Source organism: Halobacteriovorax sp. RZ-2 (assembly GCF_043196685.1).
GTDB lineage: Bacteria > Bdellovibrionota > Bacteriovoracia > Bacteriovoracales > Bacteriovoracaceae > Halobacteriovorax_A.
Window position 1 is genome coordinate 658,080 of sequence record NZ_JBEBMR010000001.1, and the last position, 22,021, is coordinate 680,100.

The window sequence follows — 22,021 nt, forward strand, 5'->3', positions numbered from 1 at the left end:
TGTGTGTTAAGCCTAGGCCCTTGCGCCTAGGCTTTTTTCTTTCGTTAAAATTTCGACCTTAATCTGGCCATTAGAAATTTTAAATCGAAGCCCTTTTTTAAACTTCCCTTTTACATTGTCTCTTAATAGTTCTTTCGTTAACTCAGTATCACAACGTAATTCACCACGAGCAGCAATAGCGATGGCCTCTTCAGATGTTAAATTGATATTAACCTCGTCTATCTTTGAAAAAACAAATGGTAGAGATTCGAGATAGTTCGAAACATTAAATAGGATATTCTCATCGCGAATAAGAATGAGAGCATCATCTTCAGCATGAAGATTTGCATCAAACTCAACACGAGATAGAGCAACTTCTAATTTATTTAAAAGAGTCCCCGCTTCGACCTGTCTTTCCACATAGGCCAATTCATCAACAGCAGGTTGAACATTATGCTTTAATGTATCTAATTGCTTTTGCTCATTAATTTGCTTCGTTTTTAGATCTCTTGCTTGATTTCTTAGTATATCAATAGAGCTAACGATTGACTTAGACTTCTCTAACTCTTCATTATAACTAATTTCAAGCTGGCTACACTCATTTTTTAAGCTAGAGATTTCAAGAGATAGGCCAGAAAGGATATGGCGACTTTCTCTATTTGCATCTTTCATACTAGAGATCTCTTGCGCTAATTCATCCTTTCTAAGAAGTAGCTCACCTTTTAATTTCGTCGAATTATTAATTCCTGTCTTAAGAAGTTCTTTTTCTGAAAGAACTCCGTTTAATTCAGTTTCAACAGAGCTTAATAGATTCTTTGCTTCAGAAAGTTTATTCTGGCGAGTTAGATGCTCTTTAGAAACGAGCTCCTTTTCAGCAAGTTCAACTTGTAAGAGTTCTAGCTTCTCTTTATGAGTTTCTTCAACTGCCTTTAACTCACTAACACTTTGCTCGATTTCATTATTTAACTTAACAATATCGGCCTTAGCAATTCTAGTATCGTTTTCTAATTTCTTTGCTTCTTCATTGAGTTGAACTTTACGAAGAATATTGGCCTCTAAATTTGCTTCAATTTCATTGATTTCTTTTTCAAGGTCAGCAAGTGAGACTCTAAGAGAATAACAATCATTCTCAACCTTAGTAAGCTCTTCGTTACTAACGATTTGTTGATTATTTAGATCCTTATGTTGTTCTAGTAGGCTTAAACGAGAGCTTTCTAATCTCTCAAGGACCTCTCCCTGATTAATAATTGAATCTTCTAACTGTAGAATTGTCTTTTCATCACTTTCTATCATCGCTTCAATAGAAGAAATTTCAGATTGAAGCTTATTAGACTTTTCTTGTCTTTGTGATACCTCAAGATTTAAAGAAGTTAGCTCGTCGTCAAGTTCCCTCTTTCTAGAAAGAGTTGTTGTATAAAGTTTTGATTCAGATTCAATCCCCTCATTCAATTCACTCAGCTCAACCTTCATGCTTTCAACAGAAGAAATCTTTTTATTAGCAAGTCTTTCAAATCTCTTACGAAGAGAAGTTATGCTCTTAAGCTCATCCGACTTACGTAGAACTTTATCCTTGAGATTAAGGGTTTTTGAGTCCATTTCCTTAATTTTAACGAGGGCCTCATCATAAGAAACCTGGTTGGTATTGATTTCAAAATCGAGTGCCTTAATTTGACTTTCAAATGTTGAAATCTTTGCATCTAAAGATTCGATCATACGAACAGTCTTATTCAATTTATCACATAGACTCTCTGAAATATTGTTAAGACGTTGATTCTCTTTAGCAAGTTCTTCAATCTCAAGACCTTTGACTTCAATACGATTGTCACCAATTTGGATGCGTCCCTTTAGACTTCCAATCTTCACAAGTAACTCATTATTAGTATCACTTAAAGCATTTTCATCGTCTGCTAATTGCTTGATTAAGTTATTTTGAGACTCACAATCAGAATTTAATAATTCATATGCAGCTTGCGACTTTTCAATTTTATTATTTAGTAATTCAATACTCTTTCTTAGGTTTTCAGCTTGATCTTGAAGGGCCTGCTTTTGGTACTCAACATTCTTTTGCTCTAATCCTAGATCAATTAGAGTTTGCCTTGCTTCGACATCACGGCCTTTTAAATCTTGTATTTCAAGTCGAATTTCACTAATGCGACTACTTCCCTCTTCAATTTGATTTTGTAGAGAAGATATTTTTGTCTCACGATTTTCGTTATTTAAAATCGCCTTATGCTTCTTTGTTAGAAGTTCTTCAACACTTGAATCGAGTCTATCAACTTCACTTTGATAGTCTTGTACACTTTTTTCGAGTGTAAGAGATTGAGCTAAGACAATATCATGCTCTCTCTTAGTTTTCTTATATTCTCTATCGAGACGATCAATCTCAATAAGTGAAATACTCTCTGTTTCTTTAAGTTCACTGATTTGTTTTTCTAATTGCTCAGACTTAATAGTGTTTTCTTCAATCTTATCTTTAAAATTTTGAGACTCTACTTTCAGAAGTTGAATATCTTGTAATAGCTCCTGCTTTTTCTTCTCTCTTGAAGAGATTTCAGATTCAAGTCCAGATACAATTTCAAGCTCACTCATCTCTTGTGAACGTAGTGATTCTGACTCTCTTTCTAGCTTCTTAATTGATGTTTCAACTGCAATAATATCTTGATTTAGCTTGGCCTGTTTTGAAGCAACAACCTTTAAATCTAAAAGTTGTAACTCGAGGTCCTTTTCTAAATTCAGCTTTTCACTTCTTACATCTTGAACTTTTAACGTTAGCTTTTCTAACTTTTTATTTTCACTATGCTTTTTTTCGACAACTTCTTGTGTTTTTTCAATAAGCTTAGAAATTTCAGCATCTAACTTAAGTCTTTCATTTTCAAGTTCGACGATATTTGCATCACATTTTCTAATCGTATTATTATCTTCTTCAATTACTAATCTTAACTTAGAGATTCTCTTTTTAGTTTCTTCTATTTCTACTTTTAAGTGAGAGCGTGTATCTAAATCAAATGCCTTATCCCCATTTAAAACAGAAGCCTTATTCTTAAGTGAGAGTTCTTCACCTTTTAAATTACCTAGCTCAACTCTGATGCGACCTAATTCATCTAAGTTTGAACGATGTGAATTGTTAATCTCTTCAACTTGTTTTTTCAGCTGGACAATAGAGCTTATAACTAATTGCTTTTCTTCTAACAATTCCTTTAGGTGTCCCTCTTGTTCACTATTTAGCTGCTGAATCTTTTCGATTCTTTTTTCAAGAATTTCCTTATCTGCATGCTCATCAGTTAGAGTGCTTTGTAGTCTCTTCAACTCAACTTCTGTTTTTTGAAGCTTAATCTTTTGTAGCTCAACTTCTTTTCTTAGAGATTTATTTATCTCTTCGTACTCTCCAATTAGTTTTCTTTCATCACTAATTTTCAGATCTAGGTTGGCCTGAGTCGCTTCAATGTCGACGATAGAGTTTGTTTCAGATAGGTTCTTTTTTGTTTTACTTTTAAATAGATTCATAAGGTCCTCACTAACCTCTATTTTCTCATTAAAAGCCTTTAAAATAAGCATGTGGCAACTTTTGCGTTGACGCAGACCTAAGTAAAAATATCCCTCGAATAATCAATAATTTTGGAGCGATTTCTGACAATAATGAACAAGTATACTTCTTGTCTTAGCTCATTTATGGGTGCATATTGGTAGCATGATTTTCTTACTATACTTACTTGTTGGTGCATTCGTTGGGACACTCTCTGGCCTTTTTGGTATCGGAGGAGGAGTTGTCATTGTTCCAACTCTATTATTCTTATTTCAAAAACAAGGATTCTCACCAGATATTAGAATGTATATGGCCCTAGGGACTTCCCTTGCAACAATTGTTATTACCGCAAGCGCTTCAACTCTAAGGCATTACAACATGGGAAATCTTCTCTTTGACATAACAAAGAGATTCTTAATCCCAATGATTATTGGAATAAGTGCTGGTGCCTACCTCGTTAATATTGTTGAGGCACAAACTCTCGAGTTTATCTTTATTTGTTATCTCTATCTCGTTTCTTTAAAGATGATTTTTTACAAATCTAAGGTCGAAGAGCCAAAAGATACTTCTAGCCTATTATTTAATTTCACAGGTTTTATCATTGGCCTAAAGTCATCAATTCTTGGGATTGGTGGGGGAACTATTAGTGTTCCGTTTCTTACATGGCGTGGTTATCAGATGAAGAATGCTGTGGCCATTTCTGCTTCTCTCGGAATACCTATCGCACTTTTTAGTAGTTCATTCTATGTTTATAATGGCCTAGGTAAGGTCACGCCAGAGTATTCGCTTGGATATATCTACCTACCGGCCTTCTTTGGAATTTCTATCGCAAGCTTCTTTTTTACAAAACTTGGTGCAAGAATTTCAAGCGTTGCCAATCAAGCTATACTTAAGAAGCTTTTTGCTCTGCTATTAATTGGGATAGCAGTAAAGAAGACCCTTACATACTTAGGGCATTAAACGTTTAAACTCTTATTTATGACTTGTTTTAGGCTGATAAAAGATTCCGTCGACTGAATCTCTTTAATCATTTGAATTTTTCCAATTAGAAACTCGTGAAAATGATTAATATCCTTAACGATGATTTTCACAATAAGAGCGTAGTCACCAGTTGTATAATAAGCTTCAACGATCTCATCCATCTTCTCGAGTTTATCGATAACTTTGTGAATATCACGAGCATTTACAAGGTGAAGTCCCAAGAGAACCACAACATTATGGCCAAGCTTTGTGTAGTCTACCTTAATAGTACTTCCAACAATAACTCCGGCCTCTCTTAGTTTTTCAACTCGCTGATGGATTGTTCCACCGGAAACCCCTATTTTTCTGGCCATCTCAAGAAATGGCATACGGGCATCCCTTTCCATAAGCTTGATGATCTTCTTATCAATACTATCAATTTCGTAGTTATCGGCCACAACACACCCCTTAAATTATTAATCTGTCACCATTTTATGCTATTTATTAAATAACTCATAGTTTTACGTGTTCAATATTGAGAAATTATCAAAAAAAGCCGAATATTACTAAAAATATGGAGGTTTTATGTGTGGATTTAGTGTTTTTACCGGAAAAGTTGAAGAAAAAGAGTTTGAAGAGAAGTTTGATCTTATCTCTCATCGCGGGCCAGATCAAAGGGCCATCCATCAATTAGTGCAAGGAACGATGGGCTTTCACCGCCTGGCCATCATGGATCTAAGTGAAGCCGGCTCTCAACCTTTTATCTCAAAGTCTCAAACTCACCTAGTCTGCAACGGCGAAATCTACAACCACCGTATTTTAAAAACTGATTATATTGATCGCTATGAGTTTAAATCAGATTCAGATTGTGAAGTTATGATTCCAATCTTTGAAGATTATGGTATCGAAAAACTTCTCATGTCTCTTGATGGGGAATTTGCTTTTGTTATTGAACACCAAGGCAAATACTACGCCGGACGAGATCCAATTGGTATTCGTCCCCTCTTCTATGGATATGGACTTGAAGATGGAAAGATTGCCTTTGCCAGTGAAGTAAAGGCCCTACAAGGTCTGTGTAAAGATATCGAACCATTTCCACCAGGGCACTACTATGCCGATGGCGAATTTACTCCATACTTCGATGTTCGAAAAATTAAGTCTCGTGTAAAAGAAGATTTAGATGCCGTTTACCAAGGTATCCACGATCACCTAGTTGAAGGTGTAAGAAAGCGTCTTGATGCTGATGCACCAGTAGGCTTTCTTCTTTCAGGTGGACTTGATTCATCACTTGTCTGTGCCATCGCGGCCAAGCTCAGTGATCGTCCTATCAAAACATTTGCCGTTGGAATTGACACAAATCCAATTGACTTAAAATATGCACGAATTGTTGCTGACTACCTCGGTAGTGAACACCATGAAGTCATCTTTACGAAAGAAGAAGCATTTGAACACCTTGGAGAACTTGTTCACAAGCTTGAAACATGGGATATCACAACGATTAGGGCATCAATGGGAATGTCTCTTGTGTGTAAGTATATTCGTGAGAAAACGGATGTAAAAGTAGTACTAACTGGTGAAGTTAGTGATGAGCTCTTTGGCTATAAGTACACTGACTTTGCCCCTAGTCCTCTTGAGTTTCAAAAGGAAGCACAAAAACGTGTTCACGAATTATATCTCTATGATGTTCTAAGAGCGGATCGCTCAATTAGCTCCCACTCACTTGAAGCGCGTGTGCCTTTTAGTGATAAGGCCTTTATCGAGTATGTCATGGGAATTGCTCCAGAGCTTAAAATGAATTGGTCAGGAGAAGGAAAATACCTTCTTAGAAAAGCTTTTGATCATAGTGGTTATCTTCCCGATGAAATTCTATGGCGTGAAAAAGCGGCCTTCTCAGACGCTGTTGGGCACGATATGGTTGATTGGCTTAAGGCACTTGCAGAAGAGAAATATAGCGAAGAAGAGCTATCTAAAGCGAGTGAAAAATATCCGTATGCGACTCCATTTACGAAAGAGTCTCTTATGTATCGTGATCTTTTTGAAGGACACTTTCCAGGGCTCAGCGGCCTTATTTCTGATTTTTGGATGCCTAATAAGGAATGGGAGAACTGTCAGGTGGATGATCCATCGGCGCGAGTACTACCTAACTACGGCGCATCTGGAAAATAAAAAAACACCTCGAAAGAGGTGTTTTTATTTATTAAGTTTGTCTAAATTAACGCAAATGAGCCTCTTACCTTTTTTTGCCTCACGGCACTCACCACTTACAGACTCACCCTTTACTTGATAGGCGCAAGTAGAGTTTACGGCCTTGTCGATGCAGGCCTTTAGCCTTGAACGATACCCAAAATTCTTAGGTAAGCTGAATGCATTACTTGTCATTAGTATTAAAGGAATAATTAGAAACTTCTTGGACATATCAACTCCTATTTCCATCTATTATACGCCATAATTTGATAATTTTATAACCTCTTGAAATAAAAAAGGCCCCGCATATGCAGGGCCAGATTTAACAAGTATTAATTTTTTAATAGGAGGCAAGCAGCTTAGTTAGCTACTTCCATCCCTTTCCCAGAGTCAATAACCTTCAGCCCTACATGCTGCATGAACTTTTCTGGCTCTGTTAAATTTAGAGCTAGTTTCAGTACATCTTCAACATGTGAAACAGGGTGAATTGATAGTCCTTGCTTGATTTCCGGTGGGATCTCAAGAAGGTCTTTTCTATTCTTTTCAGGAATAACTACAGTTTTTACTCCCGCTTGCTTAGCAGCTAGCATTTTCTCTTTTAGGCCACCGATTGGAAGAACACGTCCTCTAATTGTCACCTCACCTGTCATCGCAACATCTTGCCTTACAGGGATTCCAGAGATTGCTGAAGTAATCGCTGTAACCATTGTGATCCCTGCTGATGGGCCATCTTTTGGAGTTGCCCCTTCAGGTGCATGAATATGGATATCATGCTTCTCAAACCACTCTTGATCAATTCCAAGACGGCCAGCGATTGAGCGAACATAGCTCATTGCTGCTTTAGCAGATTCAGTCATTACCTCACCTAGCTTACCAGTGATTTGGATACCACCCTTACCAGGAACTGCGATAACTTCGATATGTAGAAGACAACCACCAACTGAAGTATATGCTAGACCATTTACTAATCCTACTTCTGGTTGTTCCTCAATTACATTATCATCAAACTTCACTGGACCAAGATACTTCTGAACTTGTTTTGAAGAGATTGAGAACTTCTTACCTTTCTCAACATTCTTAGTCACAACATCAGTAGCAATCTTTCTAGCGATCGTATTAAACTGTCTTTCAAGTCCACGAACACCAGCTTCTTTCGTATAACCACGAACAACTTCCATGATTGTATTATCAGAGATTGAGTATTCGTAATCGTTTAGTCCATTGTCTTTCCACGCACGTGGTGCAAGGTACTTCTTAGCAATCTGAGTTTTTTCGATTGGAGTGTAACCTGCAAGGTTAATGATCTCCATTCTATCTCTAAGTGGCCCAGGAATTTGTCCTAGGTCGTTTGCAGTCATAACAAACATTACTTTTGATAGATCGTACTCAACTTCAATATAGTGATCACCGAAGTTTTTATTTTGAGCTGGGTCTAGTACCTCTAGCATTGCTGCTGCAGGATCCCCTCTCATATCAGATGTCATCTTATCGATTTCATCTAAAAGGATAACTGGATTTGATGTCCCTGCTTTCTTAAGTGCAGTGATGATCTTCCCTGGCATTGCACCTACGTATGTACGACGGTGACCACGGATTTCAGATTCATCTCTTACACCACCAAGAGAAACTCTTTCAAACTTTCTTCCTAGTGATTCAGCAAGCGACTGACAAATTGATGTTTTACCAACACCTGGAGGACCTGCTAGACAAAGGATCGTTCCCTTTCCTTCTGAACCAACAAGACTTCTTACTGCAAGATACTCAAGAATTCTTTCTTTAACATCTTTCATTCCAAAGTGATGATCATCAAGAACTGTTCTTGCATGAGTTACATCATTGTTGTCTTCTGTATACTCTCCCCATGGTAGAGAAAGCATCCAATCAATATAGTTTCTCACAACCGCAGACTCAGCTGACATTGGAGACATTGACTTAAGTTTCTTAATCTCTTTTTGTACTTTAGTAACAGCTTCTTCAGGCATTACTTTCTTAGCTAGACGCTCTTCCATTTCTTGTACTTCAGACTTCTCGTCTTTTTGTCCAAGCTCTTTTTGAATAGCGTTCATTTGCTCATTTAAGTAGTACTCTTTTTGAGATTTTTCCATTTGAGACTTAACGCGAGTTCTGATTCTTCTCTCAACGTTAATGATCTCGATCTCTCCTTGCATTTTTTCAAGAAGAAGTTGAAGACGTGCTTCAATATCTACCGCTTCAAGAATTTCCTGCTTCTCAGGAATCTTCATTGAAAGGTGTGCAACGATAATATCAGCTAATCTTGATGGATCAGTGATTGATGAAATGCTCATAAGTAATTCAGGTGGAATTCTCTTATTAAGCTTAACGTATTGTTCGAATACATTTTTAATCGATCTTACCGTAGCTTCAATTTTTACTTGTTCAGGAACAGCTGGAACACACTTAGTTACTTCTGCCCAGTAACCTTCTGTTCTTGCTTCAAATTCCTCGATTGTAGCTCTGTACTTCCCTTCGATAAGTACTTTTACTGTATTATCTGGAAGACGTAGCATTTGAATAATATTTACAACAGTTCCTACATTGTAAACATCTTCACGATCTGGGTTTAGGATACTCGCATCCTTTTGTGTAACTAGAAAAAGCTCGTTACCATTTTTTGATGCTTCCTCAAGGGCGTTGATTGACTTCTCTCTTCCTACAAATAGTGGAACAACCATGTGTGGAAAAATAATCATGTCTCTTAGCGGAAGTAACGGTAGGCTCTTCGACTCAGTTGACTTCTTGTCTGACATAGCACCTCCTGCACTATTAATACTTGTCAAAAAAATTCTGGGAAAAGGTAAAGATGGGAAGACTTCATGTCTAATCTCTAACCCTTTTATAAATTGTATCAAGAACCTATAAATATTTTGAAACTTTTTTTGGTCGGAATCTTATGCCCCTCAATAAATTCACAGTGCATAGGCCTATATTTACAAGCACTTAAGTTATCCGACTGGAGAAGACTGTTTAGCTAAAAAAATCTGACATTTGAGAAGTAGTGTAATTTCTACACCGCCTAAACGAACAAGGGCCAAGCAAAATGCCTGGCCCTGTTAACCTATTTATTAATTTTTAAATAATTAACTCTTAAGCTGATTCGATATCTTTCTTAGCTTCTAAAGTTGAGCTTGCTGAAGACTTAGTTTCTTTTCTTGGACCTTCTTCAACACGAGGTGATTCCTTACCTGCAATTGAAGCAGCAGTGATCACAACTTTGTTTGCCTTATCATTTGCTGGAACATCATACATTACTTCAAGCATTGTTTGCTCGATAATGGCACGAAGTCCACGTGCACCAGTCTTTCTAGTAAGAGCTGTTTGAGCAATTGCTTTAAGAGCTTCTTCTTCGAATTCTAGTTCGATACCATCAAATTCAAATAGTTTTTGATATTGTTTCGTAATCGCATTCTTTGGTTCCGTTAGAATTGAAACAAGTGCGTCCTCATCTAACTCTTCAAGTAGTGCGTTTACTGGAAGACGTCCGATAAATTCAGGAATTAATCCAAATTTTGTTAAGTCTTCTGCTTCAATACCACCAAGCTTTTGAATAACAGACTCTTCAGCATCAACAGTTTGTTTTGCAACAAGTCCCATTGGTCTCTTCGTCATACGTTTTTCAATAATTTTATCAAGCCCTACGAATGCACCAGCAACAACGAAAAGAATATTCTTTGTGTTAACTTGGATGAACTCTTGTTGAGGGTGCTTACGTCCACCTTTTGGAGGAACAGAAGCAACAGTACCTTCAACTAGTTTTAGAAGTGCTTGCTGTACACCTTCACCAGAAACGTCTCTCGTAATCGATGGGTTTTCTGACTTACGTGCAATCTTATCGATCTCATCAATATAAACGATACCTCGCTCAGCTCTTTCAACGTCGTAGTCACATGCTTGAAGAAGATTAAGAATAATATTCTCAACGTCTTCCCCTACGTAACCAGCTTCAGTAAGTGAAGTCGCATCAGCAATTGCAAATGGTACGTTTAGAAACTTCGCTAGTGATTGAGCGATAAGAGTCTTACCAGAACCAGTTGGCCCAGCTAGTAGAATATTTGACTTAGCAAGTTCTACTGAATCATCTTTTCTCTTCGTATCACCGTGAGCAATTCTCTTATAGTGATTATGAACGGCTACAGAGATAATCTTCTTCGCACGATCTTGTCCAATTACATATTGGTCAAGGTGTAGCTTAATCTCATGTGGCTTTGGAACATTATCAAGAGCGGCCTTAGAAACAGACTTAACCGTATCTTCATAAATGATTTCATTACACAATTCAATACACTCATCACAGATATAAACACCAGGTCCTGCAATTAGCTTTTTAACTTCTTTTTGAGACTTCCCACAGAAGTTACAAGAAAGTGAACTATTGTATGATCCATCTTTTTTAGTCATTCATTGTCCTTTAGTTTTAATTCTAAAATAGAATTATATCTTACTTCTTATTAGATTCAATAACACCATCAATAATACCTAGCTCAATTGCATCTTGTGGAGATAGGTAATTGTCGCGGTCAGTTGCTGCAACAATTTTTTCCATCGTCATATCAACTGACGAGTGCTTAATATAGATACCATTTAGTTGGTCTTTTAATGTTTGAATTTCATTTGCCTGAATCTGAATATCAGAACACTGACCTTGAGCTCCACCAAGCGGTTGGTGAATCATGATTCTTGAGTGCGGAAGTGAGTAACGGTGCCCCTTCTCTCCAGCAGTCAGAAGTAGTGATCCCATTGATGCCGCAAGACCTACACAGTATGTATAAACTGGGCAAGATACGTGTTGCATAATATCGTAGATACCAAGTCCTGCATAAACGCTTCCACCTGGTGAATTGATATAGAAATGGATTGGATCTTCTGGATTACTCTGCTCTAGAAACATCATCTGAGCAATAAGTAGGTTGGCAACTGTATCATTAACTTGTGTACCTAAGAATACAATTCGATCAAGAAGTAGTCTTGAATAAATGTCGTATTGTCTCTCACCTCTTGCCGTTTGCTCAATAACAATTGGGTTAGGTATATGTGCCTTTGGATCCATCATTTTTTCTCCCTAGATATATATTTGGACTCTTTTCCAATTAATTTGTCTATTACATTCAGCATTTCGGTGGGTTGGGACTATATCTTTAGATAAATATTTGCGATTTTCTGATTAAATTCCAGCTTAAGCAACTGAAATTATTTACTCTACTTTTTCCCTATTTTACAAAAAGATGAACGAATTTTAACATTGCAGGTCTTGAATTTCCCCTACCCCTGCGGTTTAATTTAGCGCAAGAATTTATAAACTATTCAATAGTTATACGCGCAGAAAACAGGAGAATATTATGACTGAAACAGTTTACCCAACATCATTAGTTTCAAAAGCGGCACCAGAATTCAAAGGTAACGCAGTAGTAAATGGTGAAATCAAAGAAATTTCACTTTCAGACTTCAAAGGAAAGTGGAAAGTTCTTTTCTTTTACCCACTAGACTTTACATTTGTATGTCCAACAGAAATCACAGCATTTTCTGATAAAGTTCAACTTTTCAAAGACCTTAACTGTGAAGTTATCGCTTGTTCTGTTGATTCAGCTTTCTCTCACCTAGCGTGGACTAAGCAGTCAAGAAATGAAGGTGGACTTGGTGATATCAACTTCCCAATCCTAGAAGACCTTACAAAAGAAGTTTCTAAGTCATACGGTGCTCTTATGCCATCAGGTGACGTTGCATTTAGAGCAACTTATATCATCGATGACAACAACATCGTTCAACACGTTTCAATCAACAACCTATCAGTTGGTAGAAATGTTGAAGAAGTTGCAAGACTTGTAGATGGTTACCAATTTACAGCTAAGCACGGAGAAGTTTGTCCTGCTGGTTGGACAAAAGGTGCTGATACAATGAAGCCAGATCCAAAAGGATCACAAGAATATTTCAACAAGCTATAATTAGCGAGAAATATGAAGGCCCTCTAATGAGGGCCTTTTTTTAATAATAAAATCCTACTCCGATTCCCAAGCGAGTGATACTTAGTTGTCGATAATCATTTTTTAATTCATGTCGCTTAGTAAAAATGTGATACCACATATTCTCGCTATATTTTTGACTATAGTTGATTTGATAGCGTTGGCCACTTAGCCCTCTTTGCGAATTTACAGACTGAGAAAAACTCAAATTAAAGACAAACGGTGTAATCAACTTTTGCGCAAAAGTTAAACCTACAGTTCCATAGTAAATACGCTTTGTTTCGACATCGAGAGTCCCTCCATTTAAAAGCTCTCCTGATTTATAGACATTGAATAACTCATAATCCACTCCACCGAAGAATCCTGTTGAATTGCGATGAGTATATGACTTATGTGCGTAAAGGCTTGCCCCAAGCTCTGGCTTTAGCTTTAAGTTATTTGAAAACGTGCTCCCACTATCACTTTCAACTTCTGAACCAACAAGGTAGGAAATGCTACCAAGGGCAACAATTGAAAGTTTTTCTATTGTCGTTGGAAAATAAGAAAGTCCAGCGGTTAATGTCATTGGCGAATTTTTTTGAGTTTTTAAAACTTGGCTAGACGTCTTCTCTTTAAACATTCCAAGGGAGGCAGAAGTTTGAATAAAGTAATTATGGTTATCCCCTTTAGACTTTAAAAAGAAGTCTAAGTCTTTTCCATATACTTGATTCGTATTTAAACCAATATAAAAAATAATGAGTGATCTCAAGATTCTCTTTTTCACGGGACTCATAATACCAGAGAATTAGTTGTATTTTGAGGGAGGAAAAATGCGCTGATAACTAATGCATATTGAATCAAATTAGGATATTCTTAATCTGATTTTTTTACAGTTACGCTAGGAGATAAAATGGAATTCATTGATCAGATCATGCTCTATATCAACACTCACGTCCACATGGCACCATTCATAATTTTTGGTTTGCTACTCTTAGCAGGTTTTAATATTCCTATTTCGGAAGACCTTATGTTATTTACTTCGGCCATTCTTGCGGCCAAGAATCCGGAATACCTCTACCCACTTTTTATCGGTGTATTTCTTGGGGCCTACCTTTCAGATTTAATCTGTTACGGATTTATTGGACGCTACTTAGGGCCAAAGATTTTTGGTATAAAATTCTTCGCTTCAATGGTTACACCAGAGCGTCTTGATACGGTGAACGCTTTCTTTAAGAAGTATGGTGTTTTCACTCTAATCTTCGGTCGCTTTGTTCCATTTGGCTTTAGAAATGCCCTCTTCTTATCAGCGGGCCTAGGACGTATGAATGCTTGGAAATTTGCTCTTTCAGACCTCTTGGCTGCTTCAATTTCATGTGTGGTCTACTTCACGGTTTATTATAAGTTTGGTGAGACGGCCATTGAGTATATCAAGAAGAGTAATTACGTCATTGGTGCAGTAGCACTTGCAGTAATTCTTGGTATCGTCGTCTCAAAATGGAAGAAAAAAGACGTAAACGCCTAAAATCATTATAGTCAGAAAAAATTACAAGGCCCGTCAATTTGAGTTTACAGCACGGGCCACTTCCTCCATAATCCCGCTTGTTCACAAAAGTTGTGAAAAAAAATGAACAGTAATTGATTATTGGAGTACCGCTAAATGTTAAATTCAATCACGCAGAATAAAGTTATCAGTTTCAACGCATTTAAAAGCGAAAAAGCTAACCGTTGTGAAAGTACTGTTCAAAGAGATTATTTCTCTAAGCTAGACTTCTCTGCCCTAATCAATGAGACAAATTCTCTTGTTGCAGAAATCAACAATGATGACGTTATTAATAATGACCTACTTATTAAAGTTGACCAGTTAACAGCTGAGTTTAAAAGCCGCATCCTTGATAATGAATCGCCTATCGATAAGTATCTTCTAGCGACGATCAAGGATCTTAAGTATTCGATAAAAGCAAAACTATAGTTTTGTTCTTTATATTCTTCTCTTTTTATTTTTGTTTTTTTGTTTTAAGGCCCGTCAAGTGATGGGCCTTTTTATTAGGTTCCAGCAGACTTTTACGTAAGCATCGCATTAGCCTATTTTCAACTCTCGACCTGTATTTCGACACTTTCTCCATGAAAATTGTGATCGACTAAGTCCGTAGCGGATATTCTCGTTTTCTTTTTGATCAAAGAAGTCTTTAATCCATTTTACTTCTTCAACTAAAGATAGGCCTAAAGGGTTTTGGGCGAACTTTAAATGTTTAAGCTTCTTGTTTCTCACCTTATATTTTAAGGTACTAAATGGGTAATCAATAGGACACTTAACAATACTTGCGCGAACAGGATTTAGATAAACATATTTATAGGCATTAAAAAAATAACTTCTGTCTAATAAGATACAGCCTTTATAACGTCCACCGTATACTTTATTTATCCTTCCAGAACTTTTTTGAATTTTTAACGTAGTATGCTTTATAAATTCGTACATAATTTTGTCGATATCAACTTTGGGTGTTTTCAAGATTAAGTGAAAATGATTATTCATTAATACAAAATTTGCGATTTCGACCTTATAAGCGAGTTGTAGCTGATTTAGTTCATCACACATAATGTCCCAAACCTCTGCTATTGATAGATACCAAAAGTCTTTATTATTAGATCGACCAGTCAAATGATAAAAGTGCTCTGAAGAACGAATTATTGGTTTACGTGGCATAAAACTCTCCTAAAAAGAAAGTTTTTAATAAATATCAATAAAAGTTAAAACTAAACTTTTCAAAGACTAAGAACTATTTCAATATTGATTCAAATTTACAACACACTGCTTACGTAAAAGTCTGCTGGAACCTTTAGAGGGATTCTAGCGATTGGTAATCGTGAAGAACTTTCGCCCTAAGAAGTGGTAGCTTCATATCAGAGTCGTAGCCCAGTAATGATGCCGTTTTTCTGAGATGTACGATATTTCCATTCTTCTTTGATGAATTCTCAAACTGAGTTAGAAGATAAATCATATTCTTTGAAAAGGTTGTTACATATGAGCGAATCAAGGCCATATTTCCTGAAGTGACGTGAGAAAATTTAGCACCAATTGATGGTAATAAGATTTTTTCAACTTCAGATAATCCGTCAAATGAACGAACGACATCGACTTCGCAGCGAATAACTTCAATATCAAATGCACTATGATCAATACTGATTAATTTTTGAGAGCTTAACTTTGAAAACTCTGGATATTGGATAAGGGATACCATGGTATGAAAGCGCGTACTTGATGGTACGCGCCCCATATCGGTAATTAACATTCCACCTTCGGAAATATTAGAACAGCGGCCTTTTAAAACATAGTCATCACAAAGATAGAGCATCTCTTGATTTACAGGTGCTCTTAAATGTTGACGATTAGCTCTCGACACTCGCTATTCCTCTATTAAAGTAATTTTGAAGCTGTCTCAGAAAGCGCTGAACGCTCACCAACAGTTAACTTCGTATGAGAGATGATCTCTTCTGTTTTTAATCTTTCAACAACATAACTTAGTCCGTTGTTGATTTCATCAAGGTAAGGACTATCGATCTGCTGAGGGTCACCTGTTAGGATGATTTTAGTTCCCTCACCGGCACGAGTTACAATTGTCTTAACTTCGTGTGGAGAAAGGTTTTGTGCCTCATCAACGATTAGGTACTGACCAGGAATTGAACGGCCACGAATATACGTTAGTGGTTCAATGTGAAGTAGTCCGTGATCCATTAGATCAACATATGAAGAACTTGTTCCCGCTCTTCTTTGATCAAATAGAAAGTCCATATTATCAAAGATTGGTTGCATCCAAGGACCTAGCTTATCGTTAACATCACCTGGAAGATAACCAAGATCTTTCCCCATTGGTTGAATCGGACGAGAAACAAGAAGTCTTGAATACTTTTCTTGATTAATTGTCATTTCAAGACCTGCAGCAATCGCAAGAAGAGTCTTACCTGTACCGGCCTTACCAACAAGAGACACTAACTTGATATCATCATTTAGAAGAGCATCTAGTGCAAATTGTTGTTCCATATTCTTTGGGTAAATCCCCCAAACCCCTTCTCTCATTGGGATTAGAGGAACGATTCCTAATTTACTTTTTGAAAAGCGTCCAAGAAGTCTTCTTCTGTCATTTCCTTCCTCGTGAACAACTAAGTATTCATTTGGAAAAATTTCAAGCTCTTCCCAATTTTCAAGTTGTAGGAAACGATTCTTTTCATATTCTTCAAGCTTATCTTTTGGCAGTGGAAGAAAACGATAACCTGAGTAGATTTCCTCAAGCTTAATATCTTTCATTCCGTAGTCTTCAGCATTAATGCCTAAGATATCAGATTTAATTCTTAAGTTAATGTCCTTAGTAATCAGAACAACATCTTCACCCTGCTCTTTTAAAAAGATTGCTGAAGCAAGAATTAAATTATCATTAATTGTTAAATCAATTGTATCGTGCTGATTTTCAATCGTCTTATCAACAGAGATAATTAAGGTTCCACCATTGTCTAGCTCAACACCATCCATTAGTGATCCCTTCTTGCGAAGATCGTCGATAATTCTTGAGAAGTAACGAGCGTTACGACCATTCTCATTCTGATCTTTCTTAAAACGGTCTACCTCTTCCACAACAACTAGTGGAATAAAGACGTCGTTAGGACCAAATTTGTTAATAGCATTAGGATCAAATAGTAATACGTTAGTATCGAGAACAAAGGTTTTACGTGTCAAAATGCCCTCCATGACATTAAGATTATGGGAGGAATCCTCTCTTAATTAAATTTTAAGTTATGGTAAAAAGGGATGTCAAAGAAAAAGGGCCGTTCACCTTTATGCGTCATGAAACTCAATCAAAAGCCTAAAAAATATCCATGGATGTATCAAATAAAGAAATAAAGATGAAAAGGCGATCACCTTTTGTCTCTTGATAGCTAGAACCAATTTCAACATTATTAAATCCAGCAGTGATTGTAACAGGCCATAGGCGAATCTCGGCACCATAATTGAGATAACCTTCTCCAAGGCCTGCAAAGAAGCCAAAGAATGGAATATTTAATTGGGCCCCAAAGTGAATCATACGGCCAAATTCAAGGCCTTGATTAATCGGTTTTATATCTAGTGCGAGAGAGTAGTCAAAAACCTTCCAGTCTTGCTTTACTGCTAGACCTGTATTAACGGCCATTGCGATACGAGGGACTTCTCCATCACCCTCAGTCTTTTTAAAATAAGTATCACCAATATCTAAGATGGCCATCGATGCAACAAACTCAGTATTTCCCCAACCATTGGCGTACTCAATTCCAATATCGTGTCCAGAGCCAGAGCCTTTAGAGAAACCAAATGTATCTTTGATTTCATCAATCGAGCCTAGGCCATTTTCAATCTTTGTGATGATATTCGTTGAGAAAATATCAAACTTATCACGTGTCCCTTCTCTCGTTAGGTACTTGAATGAGTACCCAACAGACAGACGCTGACCTGTCATAATCTTCTTTTTCTGCTTATTTCGAGCTCCACCAATTAGGTTAAAAGCGAAACCAGTAATGAAGCCTCGATCATACGAGTAGTCGACATTGAAGGCAGGATTAACGCGATTTTTTAAAACAATATTGGCGCGATTCTTTGTGAAATAAGAAAATGAAAAGTGATGGGCCTTAATTGTTGAAAAATTTGATGCCTCTAAGTAAAGAGGATAACCCATAAGTTGATTTGCAATTCCAGCTGCATCACTTGGCAGATCCGTGAAGCGATCCATGTCATCAATAGCATTAGGCCCTGCAAATGTGAAATTGACTGGCGATATGTCGATATCGTAATTGGCCCCAAGACTTGCTGGATTATAGAAAATGGTAAATGAATCCTGATTGGCAAGTCCCATCCATGCATTTCCCATAAGCATTGCACGAGGACTTTGTCCTAAAAAGAATTTCTCAAAGGCCATTGTATGAATGGTCAAAAGAGTAATGAATAGAAGCTTAAGCGAGATCTTCATTACCTACCTTGAGTGAAGTGTTTCAAATAAAGCTGCCATATAATAAGCAATTTGAAGTTCACTTCCTGTAAAATCAGTTACACATTGAGTTTGATTCTTTACTGTCACAAGACTATTAGAAAAACCTTTTGGTGTGATCACATTGTCGACAAAGTCTTGTCTTACAGCACTGATATCAGCTAAGAATGTCGAAAGATCAACATCAGTAATATCCCCTAAAGAGATATTTTCTAGCACATCTAATAGATTATTAAAGTCTGTTACCATTGCGCAGGCTCGCTCTAAATGAAGGCTAGAGTCTCCATTAGTTAAATCAACGCTTCCAGTATCAGCTCCATCATCACATGCACCAGTAACGCCACCAGCTTGAATATAAGCATCGAGATCAACGTCACCATAGAAAGAGTAAGCAAAGAGACATTCGTTAGTTCCAATCGTTCCCGCTCCCTTTGAACCTAGAGCATCTGAATTACCAAAGAAGGCCATACTCATACCATTTCGAACAAAGAGCATATACATGAGAAACGAATTTATATCAGCTGCCCCATAACTTCCAAACGTCGCTTCACGAAGAGCGGCCGATGGATCCTTAGTTGCAGGCCCCATTCCTCCAGAGTACGTTAGAACTTCAATGGCCTCACCAAGGTAGTAGTAAGAAAGATCATCAATATCAGTCATGGCCTGGGCCATTGTAAAAGTTGACATTGAACTTAGAAGGTCAGCACCTGTTGTGATTTTTGTAATTTCATTTAGGAAGAATTCTGTAACAGAAAAGCCTGCTTTACATGCGTAAGATGAAGCAAGAAGCTTATAATAAGTGGGATCTCCACTTTGCTCTTTCATCGAAAGCATCTTCGATAAGGCCTTATCACAATCCCCTGATGACAAATGATCTTCGACAGAAAGATAACTTCTTTCTAACTCGATTTCTTCGTCAGCACCACATGAAGTGAAGATCGTGAGAGATGTTAAGAGATAAATACTGAAAACAATTAGCTTATTCACAGCTTAATTATCTCTTAACTTAGTCTTTAATTAATAGTGGGAATGAGATACCAATCTTTGTGTTCTATTCCTGAGTTAAAAACTCAGCTACACTCACAATAGCGTCTCTAAAGTCCTCTTTTGGAAGAACAAGAGAGATTCTTGCACAATTTGGAAGGCCAAAGTCACCACTAGGAACCATTGCCACACCTTTTTGTTCAAGAACTTGTTCACAAATCTCAACTGAATAATCAGCTTGGTCAGTGTCAGACTTTTTGAACTTATTAATGATTGGTGCACTTGAGAAGTCGAAGAGAAAGTAGAACGCCGATGTTACCTGATACCAGCATTTTTCTAATTTATATTCTCTAAGAACCTCTCTTAAAATCAGAGCGTTTTCACGTAAGTGTTTTTTTACAGGAATCAAATACTCATCGACATGACTCATATTATAACGAAGAAGTGCGCGTTGAATTAATGAACATGACCCGGAAGCTGTATGCCCTTGAATCTTTTTAACCGCATCAATAACATCTTCATGAGCAATACAGTAACCAAGTCTTAAACCTGTTGCTGCTAAGCTTTTCGAAATTCCATCAACAATGATCGTACGTGATAAAAGCTCGCGATCATATTGATAGAAGTATGTTGGCTTTGGATCGTAATAATTTAATTCGTAGTAAATTTCATCTGAGATAATAAAAGTATTTTCAAAAGGCTTCACAATCTCAGCAAATTGTTTCATCCACTTTTCATTATAGAAAATTCCAGAAGGATTATTAGGGCTATTTAAAACAATGGCCTTAGTCTTATCACTAATTAATTCTTTTAACTCTTCAAGGTCAGGTTCAAAGGCATTAAAGACAGATGCCTTAACTTCCTTTAGAACTCCCCCATTAAGAGAAATCATTTGTGGATAAGAAATCCAATATGGTGCAAAGACAATTACTTCATCACCTGGATCAACGATACTTGCAAAGATATTAGCAAGTACGTGCTTTCCACCATTACCAACGACTGCTTTAAAGCTATGATCAAACTCATCAAAACTAATTCCACGAGAAGTTTCTACGTAATCAATGATCTTTTCTAGTAGCTCGCTATCACCTGCGACTGGGCTATACTGAAAGCTTTTAAGGAAGTCTAACTCTCCCCTAATTGACTCCACTAGCTCTCTTGGCGGACGATAAGGAAGCTGACCTGCTGTTAGGTTGTAAACTTTCTTCCCCTCTTGTGCCATCGCAACGGCCTTGGCATTAAGTTTCAAAGTAATACTTTCATTAATTTCTTGAGAACGTTTAGAAACATTCATTAGATCTTCCCTTTTTTAGCAATCCAGTTATAAATTGTGTCTGGAACGAATTCCTTGATAACTTTTCCGTGTTTGTGAATCTCTTTTACTAGTGAGCTTGAAACATAGTAATTGTCTCTTTCTGTAATAAAGAAAACAGTTTCGATTTCTGGGTATAGTCTCTTATTCATCGAGGCCATTTGAAACTCGGCCTCAAAGTCACCAGTTGGTCTCAAGCCTCTAATGATCGAGCCAATATCATTTGCCTTGGCATAATCGACAATTAGACCTTCCCACTTATCTGCTTTAATACGAGGCTCGTCTTTAAATGTTTCATTCAACATTTCAACACGTTCCTCAGCAGTGAAAAGAGGTTTCTTATTGCGATTGTGGGCAACAAGAATAATGACTTCATCAAAGACAGTTAATGACCTCATTAAGATATCTTTGTGACCATTTGTGAAAGGATCAAACGTTCCTGGATAAATTGCTCTTTTCATTGAGTACCTAATTCCTCTTATAAATTTAAATCAATTTTATACGACACCGGATTACAATGCAATTCTTGCAATATAACTCGTGCCTTGCTTGTAGACTTTTGAGAATGTAAGAGAATGTTTTTTTAAATCAGCTTCAAGAATTCCCTTTTGGCGATCAGACTCGATCCAAACCTCTCCAGAAAATGAAGATTCTTTAAGTAATTTGAGACATTCTAAGTAGACATCTTTTAATTCGTATGGCGGATCGATAAAAATATAACTTTCATCGAATTCATCTGAAGCTGACTCTAAATAAGACAAACTTGTTTTTAAGTATGCTTGTGCCTTTTGCTTAATTATCGACAACTCAACGGTATCTACTTTCTTTGAAATTTGTGCCTTATTCTTTTTTAAGACATTGAGAACTTTTGGATGGTCATCAACTAAGACGACTTTCTTTGCACCTCTTGATAAGGCCTCAAACCCCATTGCTCCACTACCCGCAAAAAGATCCACAAAGAGACAATTTGTTAAGTCTTGATGAGCATCAAAGAATTTGCGACGAAGCATTACACTCGTTGGACGAGTAATCGATTCAGGGGGAACAAAAAGGGCATGCCCTCTAGCATGCCCACCAAGTATATTTATGGCCATTTAAAACCTTTTAATTTTTATAA

Annotated in this window: 20 protein-coding genes; 5 read left to right on the forward strand and 15 right to left on the reverse strand. The window is 37.0% G+C overall.

Annotated elements, in window-relative coordinates; translation table 11 throughout:
* Window positions 1–12 precede the first annotated feature (12 nt).
* Window positions 13–3,483 carry a hypothetical protein gene (locus ABMA78_RS03135; protein WP_392856962.1) on the reverse strand — a complete coding sequence of 1,157 codons (3,471 nt, stop codon included), beginning with the start codon at window positions 3,481–3,483 and terminating at the stop codon, window positions 13–15.
* Window positions 3,484–3,667: 184 nt separating this feature from the next.
* On the opposite strand from ABMA78_RS03135, the gene ABMA78_RS03140 reads away from it, so the two are divergent.
* Window positions 3,668–4,462: a sulfite exporter TauE/SafE family protein gene (locus tag ABMA78_RS03140; RefSeq protein ID WP_392856964.1), complete on the forward strand. Its 795-nt coding sequence runs from the start codon at window positions 3,668–3,670 to the stop codon at window positions 4,460–4,462.
* Here ABMA78_RS03140 and ABMA78_RS03145 read toward each other — a convergent pair.
* A complete protein-coding gene (locus ABMA78_RS03145; protein ID WP_392856966.1) occupies window positions 4,459–4,920 on the reverse strand; it encodes an Lrp/AsnC ligand binding domain-containing protein in 462 nt (153 codons plus the stop codon). The genes ABMA78_RS03140 and ABMA78_RS03145 overlap by 4 nt on opposite strands.
* Window positions 4,921–5,047: 127 nt before the next feature.
* Between ABMA78_RS03145 and asnB the strand changes: the two genes are divergently transcribed.
* Window positions 5,048–6,628 carry an asparagine synthase B gene (gene asnB, locus ABMA78_RS03150; RefSeq protein ID WP_392856968.1) on the forward strand — a complete coding sequence of 527 codons (1,581 nt, stop codon included), beginning with the start codon at window positions 5,048–5,050 and terminating at the stop codon, window positions 6,626–6,628.
* Between the two features lie 24 nt (window positions 6,629–6,652).
* Here the strand turns inward: asnB and ABMA78_RS03155 are convergent, their stop codons facing one another.
* From ABMA78_RS03155 to ABMA78_RS03170, 4 genes are all read right to left on the reverse strand, one after another.
* On the reverse strand, window positions 6,653–6,877 hold the full coding sequence (locus tag ABMA78_RS03155) for a hypothetical protein (RefSeq protein ID WP_392856970.1): 225 nt from the start codon (window positions 6,875–6,877) through the stop codon (window positions 6,653–6,655).
* Between the two features lie 128 nt (window positions 6,878–7,005).
* On the reverse strand, window positions 7,006–9,414 hold the full coding sequence (gene lon, locus ABMA78_RS03160; RefSeq protein ID WP_392856972.1) for an endopeptidase La: 2,409 nt from the start codon (window positions 9,412–9,414) through the stop codon (window positions 7,006–7,008).
* 337 nt (window positions 9,415–9,751) lie between these two features.
* Entirely contained in the window at window positions 9,752–11,062 is a 1,311-nt protein-coding gene (gene clpX, locus ABMA78_RS03165; protein ID WP_392856974.1) for an ATP-dependent Clp protease ATP-binding subunit ClpX, read from the reverse strand.
* Between the two features lie 40 nt (window positions 11,063–11,102).
* Window positions 11,103–11,714 carry an ATP-dependent Clp protease proteolytic subunit gene (locus tag ABMA78_RS03170; protein WP_021266245.1) on the reverse strand — a complete coding sequence of 204 codons (612 nt, stop codon included), beginning with the start codon at window positions 11,712–11,714 and terminating at the stop codon, window positions 11,103–11,105.
* 286 nt (window positions 11,715–12,000) lie between these two features.
* Here ABMA78_RS03170 and ABMA78_RS03175 point away from each other — a divergent pair, with 286 nt between their 5' ends.
* Window positions 12,001–12,603, forward strand: coding sequence for a peroxiredoxin (locus ABMA78_RS03175; RefSeq protein WP_021266305.1), 603 nt, complete (start codon window positions 12,001–12,003; stop codon window positions 12,601–12,603).
* A 40-nt stretch (window positions 12,604–12,643) separates the two neighbouring features.
* Here the strand turns inward: ABMA78_RS03175 and ABMA78_RS03180 are convergent, their stop codons facing one another.
* The gene (locus ABMA78_RS03180; protein ID WP_392856978.1) at window positions 12,644–13,384 is read right to left on the reverse strand and encodes a hypothetical protein; all 741 of its coding nucleotides are present in this window, start codon (window positions 13,382–13,384) and stop codon (window positions 12,644–12,646) included.
* A 126-nt stretch (window positions 13,385–13,510) separates the two neighbouring features.
* Here ABMA78_RS03180 and ABMA78_RS03185 point away from each other — a divergent pair, with 126 nt between their 5' ends.
* The gene (locus tag ABMA78_RS03185) at window positions 13,511–14,122 is read left to right on the forward strand and encodes a DedA family protein (protein WP_392856980.1); all 612 of its coding nucleotides are present in this window, start codon (window positions 13,511–13,513) and stop codon (window positions 14,120–14,122) included.
* Window positions 14,123–14,257: 135 nt separating this feature from the next.
* A complete protein-coding gene (locus tag ABMA78_RS03190; protein ID WP_392856983.1) occupies window positions 14,258–14,569 on the forward strand; it encodes a hypothetical protein in 312 nt (103 codons plus the stop codon).
* 108 nt (window positions 14,570–14,677) lie between these two features.
* On the opposite strand, the gene ABMA78_RS03195 is transcribed toward ABMA78_RS03190, so the two are convergent.
* From ABMA78_RS03195 to ABMA78_RS03230, 8 genes are all read right to left on the reverse strand, one after another.
* The gene (locus tag ABMA78_RS03195) at window positions 14,678–15,304 is read right to left on the reverse strand and encodes a transposase (RefSeq protein ID WP_392856985.1); all 627 of its coding nucleotides are present in this window, start codon (window positions 15,302–15,304) and stop codon (window positions 14,678–14,680) included.
* Window positions 15,305–15,437: 133 nt separating this feature from the next.
* A complete protein-coding gene (locus ABMA78_RS03200; RefSeq protein WP_392856988.1) occupies window positions 15,438–16,001 on the reverse strand; it encodes a PilZ domain-containing protein in 564 nt (187 codons plus the stop codon).
* Window positions 16,002–16,015: 14 nt separating this feature from the next.
* The gene (locus ABMA78_RS03205) at window positions 16,016–17,341 is read right to left on the reverse strand and encodes a PhoH family protein (RefSeq protein ID WP_392856989.1); all 1,326 of its coding nucleotides are present in this window, start codon (window positions 17,339–17,341) and stop codon (window positions 16,016–16,018) included.
* Window positions 17,342–17,456: 115 nt separating this feature from the next.
* Window positions 17,457–18,590, reverse strand: a complete 1,134-nt coding sequence (locus ABMA78_RS03210) for a hypothetical protein (protein ID WP_392856991.1) — start codon at window positions 18,588–18,590, stop codon at window positions 17,457–17,459.
* 3 nt (window positions 18,591–18,593) lie between these two features.
* Window positions 18,594–19,595 carry a hypothetical protein gene (locus ABMA78_RS03215; RefSeq protein WP_392856993.1) on the reverse strand — a complete coding sequence of 334 codons (1,002 nt, stop codon included), beginning with the start codon at window positions 19,593–19,595 and terminating at the stop codon, window positions 18,594–18,596.
* A gap of 64 nt (window positions 19,596–19,659) precedes the next feature.
* Window positions 19,660–20,886, reverse strand: a complete 1,227-nt coding sequence (locus ABMA78_RS03220; protein WP_392856994.1) for a pyridoxal phosphate-dependent aminotransferase — start codon at window positions 20,884–20,886, stop codon at window positions 19,660–19,662.
* Complete coding sequence (coaD, locus tag ABMA78_RS03225) at window positions 20,886–21,365, reverse strand: pantetheine-phosphate adenylyltransferase (RefSeq protein ID WP_103216480.1); 480 nt, start codon at window positions 21,363–21,365, stop codon at window positions 20,886–20,888. Before coaD ends, ABMA78_RS03220 begins: the two co-directional genes overlap by 1 nt.
* Before the next feature lie 51 nt (window positions 21,366–21,416).
* Window positions 21,417–21,998, reverse strand: a complete 582-nt coding sequence (locus ABMA78_RS03230) for an RsmD family RNA methyltransferase (RefSeq protein WP_392856996.1) — start codon at window positions 21,996–21,998, stop codon at window positions 21,417–21,419.
* Window positions 21,999–22,021: the final 23 nt, after the last annotated feature.

Coding starts and splice junctions, on each gene's coding strand:
- ABMA78_RS03135 (WP_392856962.1), bottom strand. CDS start 3,483: ATGAATCTATTTAAAAGTAAAACAAAAAAGAACCTATCTGAAACAAAC.
- ABMA78_RS03140 (WP_392856964.1), top strand. CDS start 3,668: ATGATTTTCTTACTATACTTACTTGTTGGTGCATTCGTTGGGACACTC.
- asnB (WP_392856968.1), top strand. CDS start 5,048: ATGTGTGGATTTAGTGTTTTTACCGGAAAAGTTGAAGAAAAAGAGTTT.
- ABMA78_RS03155 (WP_392856970.1), bottom strand. CDS start 6,877: ATGTCCAAGAAGTTTCTAATTATTCCTTTAATACTAATGACAAGTAAT.
- lon (WP_392856972.1), bottom strand. CDS start 9,414: ATGTCAGACAAGAAGTCAACTGAGTCGAAGAGCCTACCGTTACTTCCG.
- clpX (WP_392856974.1), bottom strand. CDS start 11,062: ATGACTAAAAAAGATGGATCATACAATAGTTCACTTTCTTGTAACTTC.
- ABMA78_RS03170 (WP_021266245.1), bottom strand. CDS start 11,714: ATGATGGATCCAAAGGCACATATACCTAACCCAATTGTTATTGAGCAA.
- ABMA78_RS03175 (WP_021266305.1), top strand. CDS start 12,001: ATGACTGAAACAGTTTACCCAACATCATTAGTTTCAAAAGCGGCACCA.
- ABMA78_RS03185 (WP_392856980.1), top strand. CDS start 13,511: ATGGAATTCATTGATCAGATCATGCTCTATATCAACACTCACGTCCAC.
- ABMA78_RS03190 (WP_392856983.1), top strand. CDS start 14,258: ATGTTAAATTCAATCACGCAGAATAAAGTTATCAGTTTCAACGCATTT.
- ABMA78_RS03195 (WP_392856985.1), bottom strand. CDS start 15,304: ATGCCACGTAAACCAATAATTCGTTCTTCAGAGCACTTTTATCATTTG.
- ABMA78_RS03205 (WP_392856989.1), bottom strand. CDS start 17,341: ATGGAGGGCATTTTGACACGTAAAACCTTTGTTCTCGATACTAACGTA.
- ABMA78_RS03210 (WP_392856991.1), bottom strand. CDS start 18,590: ATGAAGATCTCGCTTAAGCTTCTATTCATTACTCTTTTGACCATTCAT.
- ABMA78_RS03220 (WP_392856994.1), bottom strand. CDS start 20,886: ATGAATGTTTCTAAACGTTCTCAAGAAATTAATGAAAGTATTACTTTG.
- coaD (WP_103216480.1), bottom strand. CDS start 21,365: ATGAAAAGAGCAATTTATCCAGGAACGTTTGATCCTTTCACAAATGGT.
- ABMA78_RS03230 (WP_392856996.1), bottom strand. CDS start 21,998: ATGGCCATAAATATACTTGGTGGGCATGCTAGAGGGCATGCCCTTTTT.